Here is a 21,981-nt window from a genome sequence, read left to right as displayed (position 1 = left end):
ATTTCTGTTGTTTGACCGGAGTGATTAAGTTTTATGATGATTTAAAATAGGAAATAGGAAATAGGAAATAGGAAATAGAAAGTCTCAAAAATTAAATTTATTTTAATAGGGATGAAAAGGATAATATAAAATCAACTGTTAAAATGAATTAGTCACAACCTAATCTGACACATCTTCTTGAAAAGTTGAGAGTTACCCGTTTTGATAAAGGTGCTGAATCTTTAATCAAACAAAAAAGAGGTAACTCTCATGCTTCATACTAACAATCCCATTATCAAACACAAAGCGGGTTTATTAAATCTGGCGGAAGAATTAGGCAATGTTTCCAAGGCATGTAAGATTATGGGCGTATCCAGGGACACGTTCTATCGCTATCAGGAGCTTGTCGAGCAAGGCGGAATTGATTCCTTAGTGAATCAGTCCCGCAGAGCACCCAATATTAAGAACCGGGTTGATGAATCTACAGAAAAGGCTGTCGTCAGTTACGCCATCGAATTTCCAGCTCATGGTCAGGCGCGTACCAGCAATGAACTCCGTAAGAAAGGAATCTTTGTTTCCGGCAGTGGTGTCCGGTCGATCTGGCTACGGAATAATCTGGAGAATTTCAAAAAACGGTTGGCCGCTTTAGAAGCCAAAGTCGCCAGTGAAGGAATCATTTTAAGTGAAGAGCAGGTTGCAGCGCTGGAGAAAAAGAAACAGGATGATGAAGTGTGTGGTGAAATCGAGACGCATCATCCCGGCTACCTGGGGTCACAGGACACATTCTACGTCGGTAATCTCAAGGGTGTTGGCCGGATTTACCAGCAGACCTTTGTCGATACTCACAGCAAAGTGGCTTTCGCAAAACTTTATACCACAAAAACACCGATCACATCGGCTGATTTACTCAACGATCGTGTCTTACCGTTCTTTGAAGCCCATCAGCTTCCGCTGCTGAGGATTTTGACGGACAGAGGCACAGAGTACTGTGGCAAAGTGGAGCAGCACGATTATCAGCTGTATCTGGCTATCAATGATATCGACCATACAAAAACAAAAGCCAGACATCCTCAGACAAACGGTATCTGCGAGCGTTTCCACAAAACGATTCTCAATGAATTTTATCAGGTCACGTTCAGGAAAAAGCTCTACAGTTCATTAGAAGAGTTGCAAAAAGATCTGGACGAATGGCTGGATTATTACAACAATGTTCGAACTCATCAGGGAAAAGTCTGCTGTGGGCGGACACCGATAGAGACATTATTGGATGGAAAAAAGATTTGGGCAGAAAAGAATTTAGCTCAAATCTAATCTGACGAAAGCACCGAAAAAATGGGTAACTGTCAGATCAGGTCTGAGCTAGTACAGTTAAAAGATTAATTTCATATCATTGAAATATTCCTTTCAGGTAACAATTATTTGTTGTGTGATTATTCATGGAGGCTGGCATTTTAAATGCTGTTCCGCTGTTGATGCCACACAGGACATCAACAGTTTTTATAACCAGAGTATTGCAGAAATGTGTAACAGTGAAATGCCTGATGATGACACCTTATCCCGGAGAATGAGGTTACTTAACAATTTTGACTCTGTTCCGTCCGGCCTTTTTCGCTTTATACAACGCTTGATCAGCCAGTTTCAGGATTTCATCAGGTACTTTGCTTGAGTTGCTGTCACTAACCCCGATGCTGATCGTGACGTTAACGGTTTTATCCGGTTTCGGCTTTTTATCACTGTTCCGGCGTTTTAATAAGCCCTGTTTACTATTTTCAGGTCGGCCTGACGAATCGCGGATACTCATTTTGTAATCCTGAATATCCTGACGCAGGATATCAAGATACTTATAGGCTTCTTCTGCATCCTTGCCTTTAAAAATAATCGTAAATTCTTCACCACCATAACGATAGGCTTTTGCCCGGCCTTTTACATGAAGCATACGACTTGCGACAAGTTTTAATACATCATCACCGGTATCGTGACCATAAGTGTCATTGAACTTTTTAAAGTGATCGACATCCAGCATCGCGATTGCAAAATGGCGGCCTAAATGTCTCATGTCAAATTCAAGTGCTCTTCGTGCCGGAAGACTGGTCAAACGATCATTAAATGCCATTTCCTGACCCGCAGAGATGAGATACAGAATCAGAAATACGCCGGAAACTGACGCAAGCAAGGTTGAAATAGAAGGGACATGGAAAAAGATAAAAATATTGGCATTCAACAGAATCGACGTGTAGGTAATCGCATCTAATGCTTTATTCTTATTCAGTAGTAATATCGCGGTGATCCCTGTAATGGCGAACAGATACAGAACAATCACAAAAGGAAGTCTGGAAAATTGTGGCACTGACGCCAGCAGACCTGACGAAATATCATCAAATCCACCTTGCGATGTGTGATTGATAATCAGCACTGCCCACGCAAAAAACAACACCAGAATCAGAATATACAAGAGGAAATTTTTGGTCAGAACCGCGGCATTACGAAATGCGTAATTCAGCATGCATGTGACCGGAAACAGAAAGCTTAATAGCGATAATTCCAGCTTTGCCGATCCGATTGAAAGAGGAACCTGCAGGCGAAACTGAATGATAGCGTAACAAAGCAGCTGCGAAACCGCGAGCATACCCATCCGGCTCTGCTTAAATATTTGTGCAATGATTACGGAAACCGCAAACAGCACGTAAGGCAGGTTCACCAGAACTGAGTCATGGAACGGCAGTAGTAAAAATCTTTTCTCAATACCAACCCATACAGCGAGAACCACCACAACCGGAGTAATGAGGCGAAACCATGGGGAATTGATTTGCATCGGAGACATATGATGATTGTTTCGTCAAAAAATGAAATAAAGGCTGAAAACAGACATATCCTAGTATGTTTGGAAGGTTAAGTAAATCAACATGTTCAATGAATTTTTCCTACGATGAATTCATCCTATTACCTCGTATGCATAAAGTGTTCAAAATAACTATAGCTGATTTTTCTCTGTTTATATTCTACTGACAATGCCACAGGAATGTTATATACCCAAACAACCTGAATCCTGCATCTTCAGGTTGCTTGGGTATAAAGCTGTTGCAGAAAAGATTCTGCGGCTAATCAGACTTGAAAAACAATTTTTTTATCATTAAAGGTTTCCTTGTATCTATTGAGAGACCCGTGCTCCGGGTAGATATGCTGTGGCATCTGAGGCTGATCAACAATTGATATGTTACGTATCTCATGTTGTTTTAAATGAACTATGCTTGTCTTAAATGTGAAAAGACTTTTGGTTTCATTGATGCGCTGTATCAGCAAGCCCGTAATGAATGAGGATTGACATCATGCAAATTAATGTTGAAGTTCATAACTACATGGAAACGTTGGTTGGTCAGTGTTTAGCGTCCGAATATTACACCAGTCATTATGATCATGAACAACTGGCCGATCTGGCATGTTTATCCCTGAGTCAAATCAGGCCTGTTTACATTCGCTATGATGTTGACTTTTTATCTGCAATTTCTGAAAGCCGTCTGGTGCAGTTAAAAACATATGCAAAAGATGCAGTTGAAGCTGCTGAGCGGATGATCCAAAATGATCGGCGTAAAAATCGTGATAAAACGGGAGAGATTCCCGTTGTGATTTCAAGTGCCCATTATAATGATGCACTGGAACTTGAATGGTATGAGCGGCCAATCAGAGGCCATCATGAGGAGAAAAAATAAGTGGGTTTTTTATCTCGGCTGTTTGGAAAGAAGACAGAGGACGTTGCGGTTGCTGTTGAATCTGTAGAGTATAAAGGTTTCTCAATTTATCCGGAAGCAATTGCTGAAAATGGACAATACAGAATTGCCGGACGTATTTTGCTGGAAAAAGAGGGAGACACCCGTGAGCATCGTTTTATCCGTTCGGATGTGTTAATTAACCGTGGTGATGCAGACGAACTGATGGTCGCCAAAGCAAAGATGTTGATTGATCAAATGGGAGAAAAAATCTTTCAATAAATGATTTGTGATCAATGAAAAGACTGTTTGCAAACCACAAGTGTCGGGCTTGTGGTTTTTTTATGCTGATGATGTTAGTCCTGATGGATATTGCAACAAAGCTTTCTATTATCAAAAAGCTCTCTGTTATCAAAAAACTCTCTGTTAGCAAAAACACCTTCTGCTATTAACAAACACTATTGCAAAATAATTCCGGTTGAAATAAAAATCTAATCAATCTTATGCATTGTTGTGGATATCGTTGCTTATTTAGAGATTGATATGAAGAATTGTTGACTGAGATGGATTATAACCATGCGCTATATGTAATAATGTTGTCGGAGTGTTATTACAAATTGATTGGTGTTAAATAACCTCTTAGATTAAAAAAGAATATAAGAATTGCAAATAGTAAAGGAATAAACATATGCAGATTGGTGTACCTACTGAGCGACTCCCGGGAGAGACGCGGGTTGCAGCTTCACCGGGTTCGGTGAAGCAGTTATTAAAACTAGGCTTTGATGTCGTGGTTGAATCTCATGCTGGTGAAAAGGCAAGCTTTGATGACGAAGCTTTTCAACAGGCCGGAGCAGCAATTGTATCGTCAAATGATATTTGGGATGCTGATATTATTCTTAAGGTGAATGCCCCAACGCCAGAAGAAATTGAACTCATTAAAGAGGGAACAACGCTTATCAGTTTTATCTGGCCGGCGCAGAACCCTGAGTTGCTGGAAGCCTTATCAGTGAAAAAAATTAATGTCCTGGCGATGGATTCTGTGCCAAGAATTTCCCGGGCTCAGGCACTGGATGCGCTTTCTTCTATGGCTAATATTGCCGGATACCGTGCGGTGGTTGAAGCCGCTCACGAATTTGGCCGCTTCTTTACCGGACAAATTACCGCAGCCGGTAAGGTTCCGCCCGCAAAAGTGTTTGTTGCTGGTGCTGGCGTCGCGGGTCTGGCTGCGATTGGTGCTGCCGGAAGTCTTGGTGCAATTGTTCGCGCATTTGATGTTCGTCCTGAAGTGAAAGAGCAGGTTCAGTCAATGGGGGCTGATTTTCTTGAACTTGATTTTCAGGAAACCTCAGGATCTGGCGACGGTTATGCGAAAGAGATGTCCGATGATTTTAATCAGAAAGCGGCTGAACTTTATGCAGAACAGGCAAAAGATGTCGATATCGTGATTACAACGGCGTTAATTCCCGGGAAGCCCGCACCAAAGCTGATCACCAAAGAAATGGTCGACAGTATGAAACCCGGTAGTGTCATCGTTGATTTGGCTGCCGCAAATGGTGGTAATTGCGAATATACAATCGCAGATAAAGTGGTTACAACTGATAACGGGGTCAAAATTATCGGTTATACCGACATGGTTGGCCGCCTGCCAACGCAGTCTTCTCAATTATATGCAACAAATTTGGTTAATTTGTTGAAGTTATTGTGTAAAGAGAAAGATGGCCTAATCAATATTGATTTTGAAGATGTTGTTCAGCGCGGTGTCACGGTGATCAAAGAAGGTGAAGTGACATGGCCGGCGCCACCAATTCAGGTTTCAGCCCAGCCTCATGCAAAAACTGAACCTGTGCAGCCTAAAGTTCCGCAAGAAGAGAAACCGGTTTCAGCTACGAAGAAAATTATCGGCGTTGCTGTTGGTGTCGGTGTTTTTGCCTGGATCGCTTCTGTCGCTCCGGCAGCTTTTCTGAGCCACTTTACTGTTTTTGTCCTTGCCTGTGTTGTGGGTTATTACGTGGTATGGAATGTGACTCATGCGCTGCATACCCCGCTGATGTCAGTGACGAATGCGATTTCCGGAATCATTATTACCGGTGCATTACTTCAGATCGGTCAGGGCCATGGTTTCGTGAGTTTTCTTTCTTTTATTGCTGTGCTGATTGCCAGCATTAATATTTTTGGTGGTTTCACTGTGACCAAGCGTATGCTTGAAATGTTCCGTAAAAGTTAAGGAGTGACAGAATGTCTGCAGGATTAGTACAGGCAGCGTACATTGTTGCTGCTTTATTCTTTATTATGAGTCTGGCTGGTTTATCGAAACAGGAGACTGCGAAATCAGGGAATTATTACGGTATCGCCGGGATGACGATTGCCCTGATTGCCACCATTTTTGCCCCGGACACTTCCGGCCTCGGCTGGATTATTGTTGCGATGGCGATCGGTGCCAGCATTGGTATCTACTATGCGAAGAAAGTAGAAATGACCCAAATGCCTGAGCTGGTTGCGATTCTTCATAGCTTTGTGGGGATGGCTGCAGTATTGGTCGGATTCAATAGCTATCTTGATTCGCCGGAAGTTGCAACGCATGCTGAGCATGTGATTCATCTGGTCGAAATCTTCCTGGGTGTCTTTATCGGTGCGGTGACTTTCACCGGTTCAATCGTTGCTTTTGGTAAGCTTCGCGGCGTCATTTCATCGTCTCCGCTGAACATTCCGCATAAACACAAGTGGAACCTTGCGGCAGTGGTGATTTCTGCGTTATTACTGATTTATTTCGTTCAGGTTGATGGCAGTGCCTTCGCTCTGCTGATCATGACTTTGATTGCTTTTGTATTCGGTTATCATCTGGTTGCGTCGATTGGTGGTGCAGATATGCCGGTTGTGGTGTCTATGCTGAACTCTTATTCAGGTTGGGCGGCAGCCGCAGCTGGTTTTATGCTGGCAAATGACTTGTTGATCGTGACGGGTGCGTTAGTCGGTTCTTCAGGTGCGATTCTTTCATATATTATGTGTAAGGCAATGAACCGCTCTTTTATCAGTGTAATTGCCGGCGGTTTTGGGCAGGAAATCGTGATTTCAGATGGGGACGAGCAAGGAGAGTATCGCGAAACATTTGCTGAGGATGTTGCTGACTTACTGAAGAATTCAAAGTCAGTCATCATTACTCCGGGATATGGAATGGCTGTTGCGCAAGCACAATATCCGGTGAATGAGATCACTGAAAAGCTTCGGGCTATGGGCGTGGAGGTTCGGTTTGGTATCCATCCGGTTGCTGGCCGGTTGCCTGGTCATATGAATGTCCTTCTGGCTGAAGCAAAAGTACCTTATGAGATTGTCCTTGAAATGGATGAAATTAATGAGGACTTTACTGAAACCGATACCGTACTTGTGATTGGCGCCAACGATACAGTGAACCCGGCAGCACTTGAAGATCCAAACAGTCCGATAGCGGGCATGCCGGTACTTGAAGTGTGGCACGCCAAACATGTGATTGTATTTAAGCGCTCAATGAATACTGGTTATGCGGGCGTACAAAATCCATTGTTCTTCAAAGAAAATACCCAGATGCTGTTTGGAGATGCAAAAGATAGCGTAGATTCAATCGCGAAATTCCTATGAATCACTGATTCATAAGCAACTATCAACTCAAAGCCAGCAGTTATAAATTGCTGGCTTTTTAGTGATGGGTTCCATTATTGACACCGGCATAACATGCACAAAGACATTTTTGTCATAATGTTAACTTAGTCATAGAACTTAAATGCAAACATAAAGCCCTACAGAATAATGATATTAAAACAGTTTATGTTGTTCGTCTTCCTTGTGAGTGCTAATGCACATGCTGATTCACTGCCAACAAGAATTAACCATTTCATTTCTTTATTTAAATATGGAAATGCAGAAGTGTCTTATGATCTGCGGGAAATTGAATCAGAGTATGCAACAAAACTGTTAACACCGGACTCTATGTTGCCTCAGACCTCTTTATATCCGTTGAAAGATATTCAACAGCTCCATTTTCTGGCTGAGAACTGTACCGGGAATTTTCCGCTGAGTCCGTTGGTTACAGAACCGCTCGTGTTTATCAGAGCCATGTGTAATGGTGCGAAGTTACCTTTTCGATGGTTTGCCCGCAGTTCTTTAATTCATCCTGGTGGCGGAACTTATGCCGCCCGGTATGTGAAGAAACACCCTGAATCTTTTAATGAACTTAAAGTTTTTATGCATATTCAGGAGCGTCCACAGGCTTCACCGCAAACCTTACTGGGGCGTTTGCAGCGGATGGAACGTGACTCTGTCACGTCTTTAATCTCCGGAGACTCAATGTTCACTGAACAGAATGAGCTCTGGCTGAGAAAAGGGGATAAGTATTATGTATTCCCCGGGTATATATGGAAAGAGAATGCCACATCTGCCGGCCTGACCTTTACCTACGCGAATTCTGACTCGACCTGCTTTGTACGACGGGGAAACCTGTGCTGGAAAAAAGAAGATCAATCTGAGTTTTTACGCTTTGTGCTGGTTGGACTGGTTGTTGCTAATGTCCTTATGGTGATTGGATGGTTTATCTATCGGTGGAATAGTAAGCGTCATGAGCTGAAAAGCCGGATGCTGGTTCTGCAGATTCTGACCCATGAACTCCGGACGCCAATTGCCAGCTTATCATTGACTGTTGAAGGGTTTCGCCGCGAGTTTGAGCAGCTTCCTGAATCTGTTTACGATGAATTCAGGCGTTTATGTGAAGATTCCCGCCGGTTACGGCAACTGGCCGAAGCCAGTAAAGATTATCTGCAGTCGGATTCCAAACCGCTAGCAGTTGACTGGATACCTTCAGTAAAAGAATGGCTGGAGTTCAAAATTGAAGATGAATTTAATTCAGAAATATTTTTTTCGATCAACCAGGATATTGCTGCAAAGCTGAATGTCTACTGGTTGGGAACCTGTATTGATAATTTACTCCGGAATGCAATGAAGTATGGCATTGCACCGGTCAAACTGGACGTCATTACTTCAGGTCATATGGTTACATTTAAGGTAATCGATCAAGGTCAATTGACGCAAAAGCACTGGCGCCAGTTGCGCAAACCTTTTGTCAGTAAAAGTGGCTTAGGGCTTGGCTTAACAATAGTTGAATCTATGGTCGGGAGAATGGGAGGCAAAATGTCTCTGGCAGGTCCCCCGACAACATTTATTTTGGAGATACCTTGTGAAACAAACGTTACTTCTAGTTGAAGATGATAAAAACTTAGCTGATGGGTTGCTGGTGAGTCTGGAGCAAGCCGGGTATAACTGCTTACATGCAGAAACAATCGCAGAAGTAAAACCATCCTGGGAACAGGCCGATTTAGTCATTCTGGACAGACAGCTGCCGGATGGTGATTCCGTTGAGCATCTGGAAGACTGGAAAAAACTGAAAGATATTCCGGTGATTCTGCTAACTGCACTCGTTACAGTGAAAGATAAAGTGGCAGGATTAGACTCCGGCGCAAATGATTATCTGACGAAACCTTTTGCTGAAGCTGAGCTGTTTGCCAGAATCCGGGCCCAGTTGCGGACTCCGGACGGGCAAAATGATGACTCAAAAGTTGCGACAACTGATCTTATTATCGATAAAGCAACCCGTGAAGTGAATTACAAAGGTGAATTTATCACGCTGACACGAACAGAATTTGATTTATTGTTATTCTTAGCCAGTAATCTGGGACGTGTCTTTACCCGGGATGAATTGCTGGATCATGTTTGGGGATACAATCACTTTCCGACGACCCGAACAGTAGATACGCACGTATTACAACTCCGGCAGAAATTACCCGGATTAGAAATAGAAACATTACGTGGTGTCGGGTATAAGATGAAAGCCTGATTTATGCGGAAACTTCTCATCACTGTTATTCAGAGCCTGGCCTTGCTCATGACCGGGAGCTTTGCACATGCCGAATGGTTTGAGCAGAGTACACCCTTGACGAAAGCACATGAACATTTACTGGATAATCATTTATCCAGGATGTTTGATTCCATGGTAGAGGTCTGGCAGAGCCAGCATAGTTCTGATTTAAGTAATCATCTGAATGATTTGCTGCTGCAATCTTTGGACGTTGATTGTGGTAAAAGTCTGGTTCAGACTGCATTTCCTGATTGGATTCAGTCGCTTGCGGTCCGGCGAATTGAAATACAAAGTCCGGGAAGAGATGCTTATCAGTTGCTGATTGAATTAGTTACATCGTCACAAATAAAAGATATTTCACTGACCAAATGGCTTGATCATTCAATTTCTCTGGATACGTCATTCTCTGAACTGAATAGTGACAATGTCACAGATAAGAAATCTCTGGCTTATGTGAAGCGCTATAATCTGAATAACCGCCTGGATATGGGGTTGTACCGCTTAATTATCTCCAGGCAGACGGGAGAATCATGGAGCACATGGGTGATTCTTGAACATCCGAAGACTTATCACAAAATTCACTGGACTTCGAAAGATCAGTGGGGTGTCACTAAAACAGCAATTCCCAACCCATATTGTCCGCTGCCAAAAATGAGAGTCTCTATGTATAACTTCCGGGGAGGGAAGTATTCGGAAGTGTGGCGAAAGACTTACGAATCCAGTTATCCGACTCATTTACCTGAAAAGATACTGCCACCTGATCGATATATTCTGGCTGTCTCAATGAATCACCAGCGTTGGCAAGGGCCAATAACTATAGAGCAATCTCAAGTAATTAGTAAAAATTATAATATTTCTCTAGAGGAATAGCTCAAGATATATAACAATGTACCGTTACAAGACTAAGCGTCCATTTCATTTTAGATTGATTATGAAGATAAAATTAAGATATTTGGTTCCTTCACTGTTAGTTCTTTCATCTGGCAGTTTTGCAGCTTCACATGCAGTAGAGGCCAGGGGTGATGCGATGGGAGGTACAGGCGTTGTTTCAGCCAACTACCTGACGGCCCCGTTTTATAATCCCGCAATTGTTGCCATTTACCGCAGAAATGATGATGCAGGCATGATTCTGCCAAGTATTGGTTTTACTTACGATGATCCTGATGACATTGCCGGTACGCTTGATGATATTGGTGGGTTAATCGATAGATTATCCGGAGGAGATGCGAGCGTTGCCCCTGAATTGCAGAATCATCTTGATGATTTGCAGGGAACAGAAATTAATGCAAACATCGGTGGTGCTGTGGCATTTGGTATTCCAAATAAATACATGTCGATGAATTTATTTGGTAAAACTTATGCAGAAGTTTACGCGGCCCCCGCAATCGAAACCAGTGGCGCAACTGTACTGCAGAACGCACAGCGAAGCACGGTTGATATTGTGACAGTTGCTGTCACTGAAGTAGGGCTCTCACTGGCTAAGTATCAGACGTTTATGGGGCAGCATGTCTCTTTTGGTATTTCACCAAAGCTTCAATATATTAACACTTATGTGTATGAAGCGAGCTTGGAGAATTATGATATCACTGATGCAGATAAAAATGGCAAAGGTGATACTGCTATCAACTTAGATTTTGGTGCGCTTTGGTTTTATGGGCCACTCAGAATTGGGTTTGCAGCGACGAACCTTATATCTAAGGATATTCAAACCGCGAGAGTTGCTTCAAATATTGCCGGTAAAAGCGACCTTCAATACGCCTATAAATTAGGTCCGCAATATACAGTCGGAGTTGGGGTGATTGGTGATTATTTATCAGTCAGTGCTGATTTAGATTTGAATGAAGAAGAACACTATACCGGTTTTGATGACAATACCCAGATGCTTCGTATTGGTGGTGAAATTGATTTGCGCCAGATGAAACTCAGGGCAGGGTACAAGAAAAATCTTGCCTATAGTGATTCCGAAAATACTTTTACGGCAGGTGCTGGTGTTGCAATTTTGGGGCTTGAAGTTGATGTAGCAGGGAGCTACACCAACTCAAATGCAATGGGTGCTTATATTAACTTCCTGGCATCCTATTAAGTATTACTACAGACTTATGAAAACAGATTTGAGGCTCTCATTGGTGATGGGAGCCTTTTCTTTTTCCTACTAAGCATCATCTCTGATGATGTGCATTATTTCCCGCCTTTATTCCACAGTTTGATTCATCTGACAAAGTAAATACTTGCTTTCATAACAGGCTAGATTCCCACTTGTTATTTTTAATTAAAAAATAAGTTGATCCTTAATGCTATCCTGATAGGGCTGTTGCTATTATTGTTTTAAATCAATAGGTTATAACAGTGATATATTCTTTTCATTATCAATGAAAATTGGCTTTCATTCATCGTGAATCAAGTCGGATCAAGGCAGGATCTATGTGTGGAGGATTCTTCTTTTCTGTGATGATGTCACAATTTCAGATTAATGGCTTATGGCATAGAGGCGATGAGTTATTGGTACAGTGTCTAATGCCGATGATTTAGGGCAAAGAATTTTAAATGAAGAGGATGCATGTGGTGTGAACGAAAATTAATCACAATATACAGCCAAACGGATCAGCTGCGTGAAGGTTTAAAAACCTATTGCAATAATGATAGCTCTGGCCACGACTTACAACTAATACTGCAGGAGAGTGAAGGGAACAATATGGTTTAACGAATGAAGACGATTAGCTTCAACATTTTGTCGTTGAAGTCATAAAATCTGATTACTTTGTCATAAACGAAGCAAGATACCCGTTAAGAAACACGTGACATGCTCTGCCTTTTCCCTGGAACAGGATCGTTGTATGGTCAGATGCAGGTACATCTGAATTGATTTTTTCTATACAATAGTCACTTTCGTTGTGGACCAGCGACAGTTTCTCTTGTCTGACTTCTGAAGATAATTCATTAATGCATTGAATCTGCGCACTAATGACAGGTAAGTAATTATTTTTAAGTGTTTCGATACGGGACATATGAAAACTTCCTTATCTTGGATTACTGAATAAATTAATTGTCCTTACATCAGAATAAGAATGTATAAGTTCTCTTTATGTTTATGTTCTTGAAATATTTAATCATAAGACGATTTAATGATTTAATATACATACAGAGAAGTATCACTATATATAGTTTTGTATTATTATAAGTTAGATGACTTAATATATTACCAATATCATCAATAAAAGTTTATTCGTCTGATAGCGGTAAGGTATTTATAAGCTAATAATAGATATTGTACAAATTCATGCTATTTGTGTTCAGTCTTGATGGTCTTAAATTTGACCTTTGTCACAAAATTTAATCTGTGCAAAATATCAATGCTTTCAGTGTATAGTATGGTGAAGGAATGAAAATTAGTAAGAAGGACAGAATTGATAACATTAAAAGCAATCTTTCCTATGGTATTAAAAGTCGTAATGAAACAAAAAAGTCTTTCTCAGAGAGAACCGGCATAACTCGGACAACCTTATATAACATTCTTGATGGTAAAGTAGACAGAATTCAGACTCAAACTATTGAAAAAATCGCCAACTTCTTTGGCACAACCTGCTCAGTTATTGAGGAAGGGTGTTTAGAGTCAATTGAATATAAAAACAGTCTTATTTCAACCGATGGAAATAAAAATCCATTATGTATTCCTGTATTAACGGAAGTTGAGCTAATTGACAATTTGAATGGTTATATTGGTGAGTTAATTGTCAACTATCCTTCCACATACTATTTCTCAGAAGGCACTAATATTATTGGTCTGCAAATCACAAAGAAAATACATGATGATTATGATGTCGGTAGTTTGTTGGTGATTGAACGGTTTAAAAGAGATCATATTGATGATTTGGTGATTTTATGTCCTCACGCAGAAGTCAAAATTGTACCGGCGGAGTATGTGATGAAGGAGCAAGATATACTGGTTGGCAGTATCAGAGAGGAAAGGGTGCATGCATAATAAAAAGTATAAACTTATTGGTTTCAGCAAACATCCGGAGCAGGTAGCGAACGTAATGGTGCTGGCGACCGGGAAACAGCTATCGATTCCGTTAGCAGAAATATTTAATACGACAGTTGCAGATGACTTAAATCATACGGAAACGAAAGAAGTTTGCCGGAAGCTATATAGTTCCAAAGGTTTTAAAGGAGCATATGAGATCAAGGAACGTAAAGAGATATACTGGATCACATTTGCAATGATCACCACAATGCTTTCAGCGTTGTTTACTTTATCTAACATTAGTGGTGTTAAGCCGATTGAAGTCGGAAGTGGGTTTGTTGTCCCGTTTGCGATTTTTTTATATCCGATTTCATTTGTATTAGTTGATATTTTGAATGAATTTTATGGTCTGAGAATGGCCAGAACTGCAATTGTGCTATCGACTGTCATTAATATCTGTTTTCTGATGTTGCTGAATCTATCCCGTTACGCACCAACAATCAGTGAATGGGAAACAATGAATGAGAGTTACAAGTTGATTGTAGACGGGATAAACTCAGTCTTTGTTGCCTCTATCCTGTCCTATTTCATCTCAGAGAATATCAACGCTTACTTATTACAAAAAATCAAACTATTGACTAATGGTGAGCGTCTGATTATACGGGTATTTTTCAGTACTTTCTTTGCATCACTCTTTGACAGTGCTATTTTCGTCTATTTAGCATTTCACAGTGTACTTAGCACTTCAGTGATGTTTAATATGTTCCTGTGCCAGGTTCTTGTGAAATCTGTGTACGCCATAGCAGGTATCGGGCCTATTTATGGTGTACGAAAAATATTTAATAAATATATTAACGGTTAGTTATTTAACGGACAATTATGAATACTGCATATTCAAAAAATCTTGGAAAAAAGACAAGTTATATCTCAACATACGCACCTGACCTGTTGGATCCCATTCCGCGGGAATTCGGCAGGAAAAATATTACTGAATGCCAGCAGAACTGTTTTTCCGGGTACGATTTATGGACCGGTTATGAGTTATCCTGGCTGAACTCAAAAGGAAAGCCCAAAGTTGCCGTGGCAGAATTTATGATTCCCAGTGACAGTGTCAACCTGATTGAGTCTAAATCGTTTAAGCTTTATCTGAATAGTTTGAACCAGACACGGATCGCCTCTGAAGAAGAGCTTGTTTCAATGTTAATCCGGGATTTAAGTAAAGCCGCGGAAGGCGATGTAAAAGTCAAATTATTGGATGTGAATCAGGATTTTTCACCCCGGGCAGAGGCTACCTTTGAATGCGTTGATGACTTAGATATTGAAGTTAATTCCTATGAATACGATGAGAATATTCTGATGAATTCAACATCAGAATTATTAGCAGAAGAAAACCTGTGCTCTCATTTGCTCAAATCAAATTGTCTTGTCACACACCAGCCGGACTGGGGAAGTGTATATATCAGGTATAAAGGCAAAGCAATAGACCGGGAAAAATTACTCCGTTACGTCATTTCCTTCAGAGAACATAATGAGTTTCACGAGCAATGTGTTGAACGAATATTCTCTGACATTAAACGCTGTTGTTCTCCTGAAAAACTGACAGTTTTTGCCCGTTATACACGTCGCGGTGGATTGGATATTAATCCATTCAGAAGCGACTTTGAGCATGAAATGTGTGTTGAAAGAGAATATAGGCAGTAAATCTCATTAAAGAAGCCGGGCAGGTAGCCCGGCTGATATGAGGGATTACTTTTTTTGTTCCAGAGGCTGAAACTCTGGGTACTGTACTAAAAAGTCGAAAAAATCAAACGGTGCAACGCTACCTTGTTTTTCGTACCAAGCTATTAAGGCGGATACGTCCAGATTTTTAAAAGCACCTTTGAGGCTGGCTACGGCCATGTAAAAAACCTCTGACGTCAGTTAATTATTATTGTGAAGTTGTGCACCTTAACACACAAAATTACGGGACAAAAACTTGCCCGACAGCCTGACAGGCCATTCCATTAAAGTGCGCATTATATGATCAGGAATTATGTTGAGGGTTTGCCTGCCAAGGCCTGAGCGCGGCAAAGGGTGGGCGAGAGACTTTCTCATTGTCGCCGCTTGCGGCGGACATGACAGGAAAGAGAATCGCTTTGCAAGTGAGGCCCGTAACATAATTGCTATAATGCGCAAACCTTCCCTTATTTTGCGCAGTACCTGCCATCGGTAAACCATCCAAGTGCGCAGCTTCAACCCGGATAAATGCAATAAAGAAACGGTTTCCGGCTTACCGTTTTGCGTTTGCTGATACGGAATTAAACGGAATAACCCGGAATTATCCGGGATCAGTTCAGCCTTGGATTGTGAATCTGTAAGCTTGCTTGCAGTTCGCAAAGCAAGGGGACAAGCCCCATCACCCTAATTTTTTGTGACTGCAAAGTAAACCGGGCGCGTCAGTGAATGATATCTGAAGTGGTTTGATTCCTGATGATTGTAAATCCGGATATACAATGGAAGTGCAATATTACATATCAGGATATGGAATATTAGCGACTGGCCGGGATGAAGATTGTTCCAGGCATGCAGATTTAAACGATATTTAAATGGTATATAAACGGCATTTAAACCATATCCGGAGAGGGTATCTGAAATCATTTCAGACCGAATCCATCACAAAATTTTAGCCGCTAAAATATTTTCAAATCTAACCTTGCAAAATCAATCCCAGCGTTATCCTGATAACTGGAGGGAAATTTTTTAACCCTCCCTATGCACAATGCTATCGGTGATACTGGCTGCGATTATTTATAAAAACATTTTTGTGTTGGTGAAAGAATTGAAAAAGCATTCTAAGCTGTTTTTTCGGAAAGGGATGCCCCTCTGTAGGTCTGCAAACTTATCACAGGGGCATAACACCTTTAATCTTAACTGGAGTAAATAGATTGAAGAAGATACTCAGAAAATTTTTAAAGATGTTAGTACAAGTATTATTGTCTTGGATCATAAAAGCAATATGGAAATTCATCAGGGATTATTGGGAGGGACGATAACCAGACAGGGCCCCCGGTGAGGTGCCCGAAAGTTAAAAAGCCGCTAGCTTTAATAGCGGCTTATGGTTTCATTTTGATTCTCTGAGTGCCTGTATCTCTTTTTCCAGATGTTGCAATCTTTTGTCATAATCTCTTTGTATTTCAACCTGTTCCAGCTCTATTTGAGCCATTTTATCGCTCATTTTCTTTCTCAGGCTGCTGATGGCTGAATAAAAGTCACTTCGATCTTCGCTTTCATGTAGAGACTGAAGAAAATCATTCGTTTCTTTTCCATAGACAATATCTTTGATATCAACCCCTGATTCTGTCGCAATTGCCATGACCTGACCAATTTTAGGTTCAGTTTTTGCTGTTGCTATCCGAAGCAGTGTCTGACGGTTAATTTGTGTGAGTTCACTAAACTGATCATAGCCACCTTTTTCCCTGATTATCAGGCGGATACGTTCAGCCATTTCCGGATCAATCATTGTTCTGATTCCATGACAAATATTTCTCATGATTATACCCCATAGTTTAATCGGTGATACTTTAAGTATCATTAGTGTAACTTTTTGGTTGAAATTGGAAAGTCTTGTTTGGTATCATAAATGAAACTGAAAAAGTTACCATTCTGATACTTGACAGGGTTTCGCATTGATAGACATGTTCAACATCAACATTCCTCTGAAAAAGGACGCGATCATCGAGATGGGTGATTGTGGTTTTGTTGATTATGCGAAGCTGGCAGAAAAAACAGAGCTGAAAATAGCCTGTGGCAATGTGGAATTCTCTGTGGTCAATGATCATAAAGAAGTCAGAACTGATGATTTATATCATCCGTGGTCAAAAATCCCGTCCTCTTATACTGATATTGCCTGCAAAGTATTCGATGCAGAGCCAAGAGCAAATGTGTACTGGGGTTATTTACAGATTAAAGCATCACCGGCCAAAGTCATGCAGGGTCATAACGTATATGGTTCTGAAGATTTCCGCCTGTGCTGTGAATATATTCTTGATTCATTGCAAACGGCACAGCCTGAACTATGGGATTTACTGGATATCGGGCTGGCAGAGCTGACCCGGATCGACTGCACTTACTCAGTTAAATGCGCTAACGCGGATATCATGCGGCAGGCCATCAAACAGATGAGTAATGTTTCTAACCGTTATGTCAGACCGGCACGCAATTCTGACTACGAGACCACGCTGTATTTTAACCGGGCAACCAAAGCGAACCCCGGCGCGGGGCGTTCATTCGAATTGTGTATTTATACCAAACACGACGAAATTGAATACCAGCTCAATGATCTGAAAAAACGGGCAAAGAAAGGGAATACAGAGCGTTTTCAACGGGTGATTGATGAGCTGTCCAGTCCTGAACTACAGGCATTCGCCGCCAACCGTCTCCGTTTTGAGGGCCGGGCAAAGAAACGGTTTATCCAGAAGCATGCCGGGAATTGTAATCTCTGGCATGTGATCCGGCATGCGGAAAACTTTGAGGCGAAAAACGGCTACCGCTTCTGTGAATGGATGTTTAAGACACTGTTTCATGATCTGCTTGAATCCCTTCAGGGTGAAGAGCTGGAATTGTACAACGAACACAAAATCAAGTGTTTGCTGCGGGATGCGTACAGCACGCTGACCCCGAAAGGAAATATCTCTTATGCCAAGGCTGATCGGCTGTTCCGTTTCTATATGACGCTGTGTGACCGGGGTTATGACGAAATCAAAGCACATACTTCAAAAGCAACACTTCACCGGAATATGAAAGATCTGATGGCTGTCGGGTTTTCCAAAGCAGATTTGCAGAACCTGAAAGACGGTGAGCGCATGCCACTGGCGCAGGTGCTGACTTTTGATTTTGATCATCAGCGTCCTGAAGGCTATCAGGAACCTCAGTCACCGATTCAGGATCGCAGTGATTTATCTTATCTGGCGATTACTTATGGCGTATCACCCCGGCTTGCACATGTGGTTGGTCTGGCAGAAGACCCGATCGAACTGCTTCGCCGGAAACTGAATCTTCAGCAGGACATTGATATCGATGCACTGATAGACGGCCATCCTGTTCCGGTCAGTCCGCGCAGGGCGATCTCACTGGTGATCTGGCCGGATGGTGAAATGGTGCTGACGACACATGATCATACCCCCGATTTATTTACGGACAGCCTGACCCCGGTCAGTACGGGGAAACGGTTGTCCCCGGAAACTTAAAAGGAATCTCACGAATGAAAGTAATTTTTATGGGCATCAGCCAGCGTAAAGGCATTTCAAACAAGGGGCAGGGCAGACCTTACGAGATGAATAAAATTCATTTTGCAGTGCCGGTTGAAACCATTGACACACCCAATATGACGTTGTCCGGGTTCGGTTATTCTGAGCGGGATTTAGATATTGACCCGTTATGCATTGACCAGTTTGAAAAGGTGAAACCCCTGACAGAAGTGAATGTTACCGTCGAACCCAAACCTAATAATTTTAGTCAGACATGGGTGGTTGGCCTGAGCAGCTAAATATTCCCGGTGCCACCGGAAAACAGTTGAATGCGGTGGCAGACCATCTTTGCATGAAGTCTTATTCTGACAAGGCTCATGCTGTTTTCATAATGGCATGCTGTCGCATGTCATTCCCTTCAGACAAACAGAGGATAACCCTGAATGAATCCAAATAAAATCACTGGCGTCTGGTATTTTGAAGCCCGGCAAACCGTTGGCCTGAGTCTTTCCGCTGTCTCTAAAATGACCGGCATTAACCGCAATTATCTGAGTCAGTTCGAGCAGGAAAAAACCACACTCGACAACCGGCAGAGAAATACGCTCAAAGCTTTTTATGAGGAAAGGGGCTATTCGTTTGAATCGCCACAGGAGCCGGATGCAGAAGTCATCACAGAGCAATATCAACAGGCGAAATCTGATGTGCAGTCATGCCTTGATCGTGACAACGGTGCAACCGCACAGGCATTATCCGGATTGATTGACAGTGTTCATGATATCATGATGAACCATCACTATTTTCACGAAGCAACCACACAGCAGGTGCAAATCAGTTTGGTCCCGGCGGTGGCTGATACGCCGGAAAATCAGCAGTTAGCCACGGATTACCGGCAGACTGCAAAGCTGCTGACCGGTCTTTTTGAAGCAGACCAAAAAGGGGAGTTTGCCGGATGTTGTGGCTTCTGGGGCGAGGCAGCAGATGACAGGGCCGATAAATATCAGGCACTGCTTGCCTTGCAGCAATTGCGTCTGATGAAATTACAGGCCCCCGGCCTGTTTGAACTGAGTTATGGTCAGGCACCGGAGAAGTCGGATAATGCCCGTCTCCTCAGCAGGATGATGGAGCATCTCAATGATAAAAGTGTACTGAATGGCCAGACCCGTCCTGAACTGGGGCAGGTGTCCGGAAAAGTCATTGAGTAAGCAAAAAAAGCCTCTTCAGATGAAGGGGCTTTACTTTAGTTGTCCGGACTGATTGAGCCGCTGAAGAGCGGTTCAGACAGAGATTAATCTACTGCATTAACAACTTCATGATACCGGGTGTAATGCGTTGTGATCAGATTATTGAGATACAACAGCACTTCGTACATAGCCTGTTTTTCCTGCTTATCCAGCCGTGACTCGGTAAGAAAAGTTTCTTCAGACCGGCGTAAATGCTCGCGGGCCTTCTGAGCAAGTTCAGCATCGTACTCAATTGTTTCAAACATAAATATCCTCCATGTGTTTAGTAAATCTCACCACACAAGAGGTTCCTACGCTTTGGGTGGTGAGCTGAAACAGGGTTAGGAACAACCGCCCACATGGAAACGGCGCGCCGAAGCGCCCCTGTCCAGCTCACCATAGTACAGATGTGCCGAAGCTACATATAAAAAAGCCAGCATGATGTGCTGGCGTTTTATACGCCATGTGGTTCGTTGCGGGGTTCCTACGCCCGGCACTGAATGTGTCAGTGCATGCGTAGTGTAGAATGTAGGGGTTTGTTGAGTCAATGGTCAGGCAATTTCCTGTTTGCCTGATATCACCTCTAATGCATATAATACGCGCCCTGTTTTATTCAATAACAACCATAAAAATATGTCAGAAGGTTAACAGCAGTTTATGTCTATTTATGATGATGAGGAAAGAAAGTGGTTAGTTGATACACCACTGTTGACACACCCGGATATTGGCACACCACCGGGATTTGGCAGAAGACAAGGCTTTGGGTCGTTTGCTTCAGGGGGCAGTCAGTCACCACCACCGTCAAAACCTGAACCCCGCAAGCCAACGGTGAAAGAGCGGTTAGAAAAGCAGAGAAAACAGAACTGGCTTGAAGCTGAAAAAACAATGGCAATGCTTCAGGCCCGCAAAGCTGAAAAAAAAGCCGGTAAAAAGGCGGTAGCCAAAGCACCGGAAAAACCCCGGACGCTTGCGCAAATTTTTGCTAAATCAGCACAGGTTCCGGCAGGTAGCTGTGAAACCGGCGTTCTGTGTGAATCACTGGCGGCGATTGGTCAGTATGGCGCTTATGCGGCAGCGGTCGCTCAGGGCAGTGAAGAGCTGATGTTATCCCATATTACAGGGGAAGCACTGGCAACACTGCCGGATATGGCAATGAAAGTCATTGGCCGGGCCGGAATACTGGCCGCGTTCGTACCCGCTAAAATGGGTGACGGCACGCTTTACAGTGAAGATGACATTCGTCAGCGTGACATGATAGAAACCAATATTCGCTTACGGGTTGATGATGCAGGGCATGTTTACGGTTATCACGTTGACGGTGATGCAATCCCCAGACGTACAGTGACAGCCAGCGGTGATAAATTCTTGGTTACACTGGAAGAAGGTTTAACCATTGAATGGGTTCCAATCAGCGGTGATTTTGGCGGTAAACCGATTCTGATCAACCCAATTCCTGAGCTTGAGTCACATGATATCTGGATACATCCGCAGGCCGATCAGGGCAAAGAATTTGATAACACGTATATTACCCCGGTTGCTGATGCGGACCTGAAAGATTATATTCTGGTTTTTCCGGCAGATACCGGATTACCACCTTTGTATGTGGTCTTTAAGGAAAGTCCCAGAGATGAGCCGGGTGTTGTGACCGGGCAGGGAGAAGATATCACCGGGATCTGGCTGGCTAAAGCCGGTGAAGAACTGGGCTCACCGGTTCCGTCGCAGATCGCGGATAAGCTCCGGGGACGCCGGTTTAGTAACTTTGACAGGTTCAGGGAAGCGTTTTGGATTGAGGTATCTAAAGATGCCCAGTTATCAAGTCAGTTTATCCCAGCAAACATAACCCGGATGAAGGAAGGTAAAGCACCTCGTGCCAGATTTAGGGATACCGTTGGCGGGAGACGTTCATTTGAACTTCATCATGTTGAAGAAATCCAACATGGCGGTAAAGTTTATGATGTAGATAACATCAAGGTTAATACTCCAAGAAATCATATAGATATACACAAAGGATAAG

Annotated in this window: 22 protein-coding genes; 16 read left to right on the top strand and 6 right to left on the bottom strand. The window is 42.5% G+C overall.

From position 1 onward, the window contains the following. Window positions 1–249: 249 nt before the first annotated feature. Window positions 250–1,290, top strand: coding sequence for an IS481 family transposase (locus OC443_RS22355; RefSeq protein WP_073584295.1), 1,041 nt, complete (start codon window positions 250–252; stop codon window positions 1,288–1,290). 259 nt (window positions 1,291–1,549) lie between these two features. Here OC443_RS22355 and OC443_RS22350 read toward each other — a convergent pair whose 3' ends face one another. Continuing rightward, a complete protein-coding gene (locus tag OC443_RS22350; RefSeq protein ID WP_073579413.1) occupies window positions 1,550–2,800 on the bottom strand; it encodes a GGDEF domain-containing protein in 1,251 nt (416 codons plus the stop codon). A 505-nt stretch (window positions 2,801–3,305) separates the two neighbouring features. Here OC443_RS22350 and OC443_RS22345 point away from each other — a divergent pair. The 8 genes from OC443_RS22345 to OC443_RS22310 all read left to right on the top strand — a co-directional run bounded on the left by OC443_RS22345 (window position 3,306) and on the right by OC443_RS22310 (window position 11,644). Then, on the top strand, window positions 3,306–3,686 hold the full coding sequence (locus OC443_RS22345) for a late competence development ComFB family protein (RefSeq protein WP_073579412.1): 381 nt from the start codon (window positions 3,306–3,308) through the stop codon (window positions 3,684–3,686). Next, a complete protein-coding gene (locus OC443_RS22340; RefSeq protein WP_073579411.1) occupies window positions 3,687–3,965 on the top strand; it encodes an HlyU family transcriptional regulator in 279 nt (92 codons plus the stop codon). 406 nt (window positions 3,966–4,371) lie between these two features. Then, entirely contained in the window at window positions 4,372–5,907 is a 1,536-nt protein-coding gene (gene pntA, locus OC443_RS22335; RefSeq protein ID WP_073579410.1) for a Re/Si-specific NAD(P)(+) transhydrogenase subunit alpha, read from the top strand. 11 nt (window positions 5,908–5,918) lie between these two features. Beyond that, window positions 5,919–7,295 (top strand): Re/Si-specific NAD(P)(+) transhydrogenase subunit beta, encoded by a 1,377-nt coding sequence (gene pntB, locus OC443_RS22330; RefSeq protein WP_073579409.1) that lies wholly within the window; start codon window positions 5,919–5,921, stop codon window positions 7,293–7,295. Window positions 7,296–7,463: 168 nt separating this feature from the next. After that, window positions 7,464–8,909, top strand: a complete 1,446-nt coding sequence (gene vxrA, locus OC443_RS22325) for a sensor histidine kinase VxrA (RefSeq protein WP_073579408.1) — start codon at window positions 7,464–7,466, stop codon at window positions 8,907–8,909. Further along, complete coding sequence (gene vxrB / locus OC443_RS22320) at window positions 8,884–9,540, top strand: response regulator transcription factor VxrB (RefSeq protein WP_073579407.1); 657 nt, start codon at window positions 8,884–8,886, stop codon at window positions 9,538–9,540. The genes vxrA and vxrB overlap by 26 nt, the downstream gene beginning before the upstream one ends. Before the next feature lie 3 nt (window positions 9,541–9,543). After that, window positions 9,544–10,431: a DUF2861 family protein gene (locus OC443_RS22315; protein WP_073579406.1), complete on the top strand. Its 888-nt coding sequence runs from the start codon at window positions 9,544–9,546 to the stop codon at window positions 10,429–10,431. Window positions 10,432–10,492: 61 nt separating this feature from the next. Next, window positions 10,493–11,644, top strand: coding sequence for a conjugal transfer protein TraF (locus OC443_RS22310; protein ID WP_073579428.1), 1,152 nt, complete (start codon window positions 10,493–10,495; stop codon window positions 11,642–11,644). A 670-nt stretch (window positions 11,645–12,314) separates the two neighbouring features. Here the strand turns inward: OC443_RS22310 and OC443_RS22305 are convergent. Continuing rightward, on the bottom strand, window positions 12,315–12,566 hold the full coding sequence (locus OC443_RS22305) for a hypothetical protein (RefSeq protein ID WP_073579405.1): 252 nt from the start codon (window positions 12,564–12,566) through the stop codon (window positions 12,315–12,317). A 374-nt stretch (window positions 12,567–12,940) separates the two neighbouring features. Here OC443_RS22305 and OC443_RS22300 point away from each other — a divergent pair, with 374 nt between their 5' ends. Genes OC443_RS22300 through queF form a run of 3 tightly spaced genes read left to right on the top strand, consistent with a single transcriptional unit; the run spans window position 12,941 to window position 15,223 of the window. Further along, window positions 12,941–13,540 (top strand): helix-turn-helix domain-containing protein, encoded by a 600-nt coding sequence (locus OC443_RS22300; RefSeq protein WP_073579404.1) that lies wholly within the window; start codon window positions 12,941–12,943, stop codon window positions 13,538–13,540. Next, the gene (locus tag OC443_RS22295; RefSeq protein WP_073579403.1) at window positions 13,533–14,384 is read left to right on the top strand and encodes a queuosine precursor transporter; all 852 of its coding nucleotides are present in this window, start codon (window positions 13,533–13,535) and stop codon (window positions 14,382–14,384) included. The genes OC443_RS22300 and OC443_RS22295 overlap by 8 nt, the downstream gene beginning before the upstream one ends. 17 nt (window positions 14,385–14,401) lie before the next feature. Continuing rightward, window positions 14,402–15,223, top strand: a complete 822-nt coding sequence (gene queF, locus OC443_RS22290; RefSeq protein WP_073579402.1) for an NADPH-dependent 7-cyano-7-deazaguanine reductase QueF — start codon at window positions 14,402–14,404, stop codon at window positions 15,221–15,223. Window positions 15,224–15,268: 45 nt separating this feature from the next. Here queF and OC443_RS22285 read toward each other — a convergent pair whose 3' ends face one another. Both OC443_RS22285 and OC443_RS22280 read right to left on the bottom strand, forming a co-directional pair. Next, complete coding sequence (locus tag OC443_RS22285; RefSeq protein WP_159440296.1) at window positions 15,269–15,421, bottom strand: hypothetical protein; 153 nt, start codon at window positions 15,419–15,421, stop codon at window positions 15,269–15,271. Between the two features lie 1,201 nt (window positions 15,422–16,622). After that, window positions 16,623–17,051 (bottom strand): hypothetical protein, encoded by a 429-nt coding sequence (locus OC443_RS22280; protein WP_073579400.1) that lies wholly within the window; start codon window positions 17,049–17,051, stop codon window positions 16,623–16,625. A 136-nt stretch (window positions 17,052–17,187) separates the two neighbouring features. On the opposite strand from OC443_RS22280, the gene OC443_RS22275 reads away from it, so the two are divergent. The 3 genes from OC443_RS22275 to OC443_RS22265 all read left to right on the top strand — a co-directional run bounded on the left by OC443_RS22275 (window position 17,188) and on the right by OC443_RS22265 (window position 19,949). Then, entirely contained in the window at window positions 17,188–18,747 is a 1,560-nt protein-coding gene (locus tag OC443_RS22275; protein ID WP_143169180.1) for a phage/plasmid replication protein, II/X family, read from the top strand. A 29-nt stretch (window positions 18,748–18,776) separates the two neighbouring features. Next, window positions 18,777–19,046, top strand: a complete 270-nt coding sequence (locus OC443_RS22270; RefSeq protein WP_073579427.1) for a hypothetical protein — start codon at window positions 18,777–18,779, stop codon at window positions 19,044–19,046. 144 nt (window positions 19,047–19,190) lie between these two features. Beyond that, window positions 19,191–19,949: a helix-turn-helix domain-containing protein gene (locus OC443_RS22265; protein WP_073579398.1), complete on the top strand. Its 759-nt coding sequence runs from the start codon at window positions 19,191–19,193 to the stop codon at window positions 19,947–19,949. Between the two features lie 83 nt (window positions 19,950–20,032). Here the strand turns inward: OC443_RS22265 and OC443_RS22260 are convergent, their stop codons facing one another. After that, entirely contained in the window at window positions 20,033–20,233 is a 201-nt protein-coding gene (locus OC443_RS22260) for a hypothetical protein (protein ID WP_073579397.1), read from the bottom strand. A 75-nt stretch (window positions 20,234–20,308) separates the two neighbouring features. Then, the gene (locus tag OC443_RS22255) at window positions 20,309–20,515 is read right to left on the bottom strand and encodes a hypothetical protein (RefSeq protein ID WP_143169178.1); all 207 of its coding nucleotides are present in this window, start codon (window positions 20,513–20,515) and stop codon (window positions 20,309–20,311) included. Between the two features lie 109 nt (window positions 20,516–20,624). Here OC443_RS22255 and OC443_RS22250 point away from each other — a divergent pair, with 109 nt between their 5' ends. Continuing rightward, window positions 20,625–21,980: an S-type pyocin domain-containing protein gene (locus tag OC443_RS22250; RefSeq protein WP_073579396.1), complete on the top strand. Its 1,356-nt coding sequence runs from the start codon at window positions 20,625–20,627 to the stop codon at window positions 21,978–21,980. The last annotated feature ends 1 nt before the right edge of the window (window position 21,981 follow it).

Source organism: Vibrio quintilis, from assembly GCF_024529975.1.
GTDB classification, from domain to species: domain Bacteria; phylum Pseudomonadota; class Gammaproteobacteria; order Enterobacterales; family Vibrionaceae; genus Vibrio; species Vibrio quintilis.
The sequence above is the reverse complement of the archived record's forward strand: the minus strand, read 5'-3'. Positions and strand labels throughout refer to the sequence as shown.

Bases quoted from the DNA above. Each gene is read 5' to 3' on its own strand.
- OC443_RS22295 (WP_073579403.1), top strand. From the start codon at position 13,533: ATGCATAATAAAAAGTATAAACTTATTGGTTTCAGCAAACATCCGGAG.
- OC443_RS22300 (WP_073579404.1), top strand. From the start codon at position 12,941: ATGAAAATTAGTAAGAAGGACAGAATTGATAACATTAAAAGCAATCTT.
- OC443_RS22305 (WP_073579405.1), bottom strand. From the start codon at position 12,566: ATGTCCCGTATCGAAACACTTAAAAATAATTACTTACCTGTCATTAGT.
- OC443_RS22260 (WP_073579397.1), bottom strand. From the start codon at position 20,233: ATGTTTGAAACAATTGAGTACGATGCTGAACTTGCTCAGAAGGCCCGC.
- pntA (WP_073579410.1), top strand. From the start codon at position 4,372: ATGCAGATTGGTGTACCTACTGAGCGACTCCCGGGAGAGACGCGGGTT.
- pntB (WP_073579409.1), top strand. From the start codon at position 5,919: ATGTCTGCAGGATTAGTACAGGCAGCGTACATTGTTGCTGCTTTATTC.
- OC443_RS22310 (WP_073579428.1), top strand. From the start codon at position 10,493: ATGAAGATAAAATTAAGATATTTGGTTCCTTCACTGTTAGTTCTTTCA.
- vxrA (WP_073579408.1), top strand. From the start codon at position 7,464: ATGATATTAAAACAGTTTATGTTGTTCGTCTTCCTTGTGAGTGCTAAT.
- OC443_RS22285 (WP_159440296.1), bottom strand. From the start codon at position 15,421: ATGGCCGTAGCCAGCCTCAAAGGTGCTTTTAAAAATCTGGACGTATCC.
- OC443_RS22345 (WP_073579412.1), top strand. From the start codon at position 3,306: ATGCAAATTAATGTTGAAGTTCATAACTACATGGAAACGTTGGTTGGT.
- OC443_RS22265 (WP_073579398.1), top strand. From the start codon at position 19,191: ATGAATCCAAATAAAATCACTGGCGTCTGGTATTTTGAAGCCCGGCAA.
- OC443_RS22280 (WP_073579400.1), bottom strand. From the start codon at position 17,051: ATGAGAAATATTTGTCATGGAATCAGAACAATGATTGATCCGGAAATG.
- OC443_RS22250 (WP_073579396.1), top strand. From the start codon at position 20,625: ATGTCTATTTATGATGATGAGGAAAGAAAGTGGTTAGTTGATACACCA.
- queF (WP_073579402.1), top strand. From the start codon at position 14,402: ATGAATACTGCATATTCAAAAAATCTTGGAAAAAAGACAAGTTATATC.
- OC443_RS22350 (WP_073579413.1), bottom strand. From the start codon at position 2,800: ATGTCTCCGATGCAAATCAATTCCCCATGGTTTCGCCTCATTACTCCG.
- OC443_RS22355 (WP_073584295.1), top strand. From the start codon at position 250: ATGCTTCATACTAACAATCCCATTATCAAACACAAAGCGGGTTTATTA.
- OC443_RS22315 (WP_073579406.1), top strand. From the start codon at position 9,544: ATGCGGAAACTTCTCATCACTGTTATTCAGAGCCTGGCCTTGCTCATG.
- OC443_RS22270 (WP_073579427.1), top strand. From the start codon at position 18,777: ATGGGCATCAGCCAGCGTAAAGGCATTTCAAACAAGGGGCAGGGCAGA.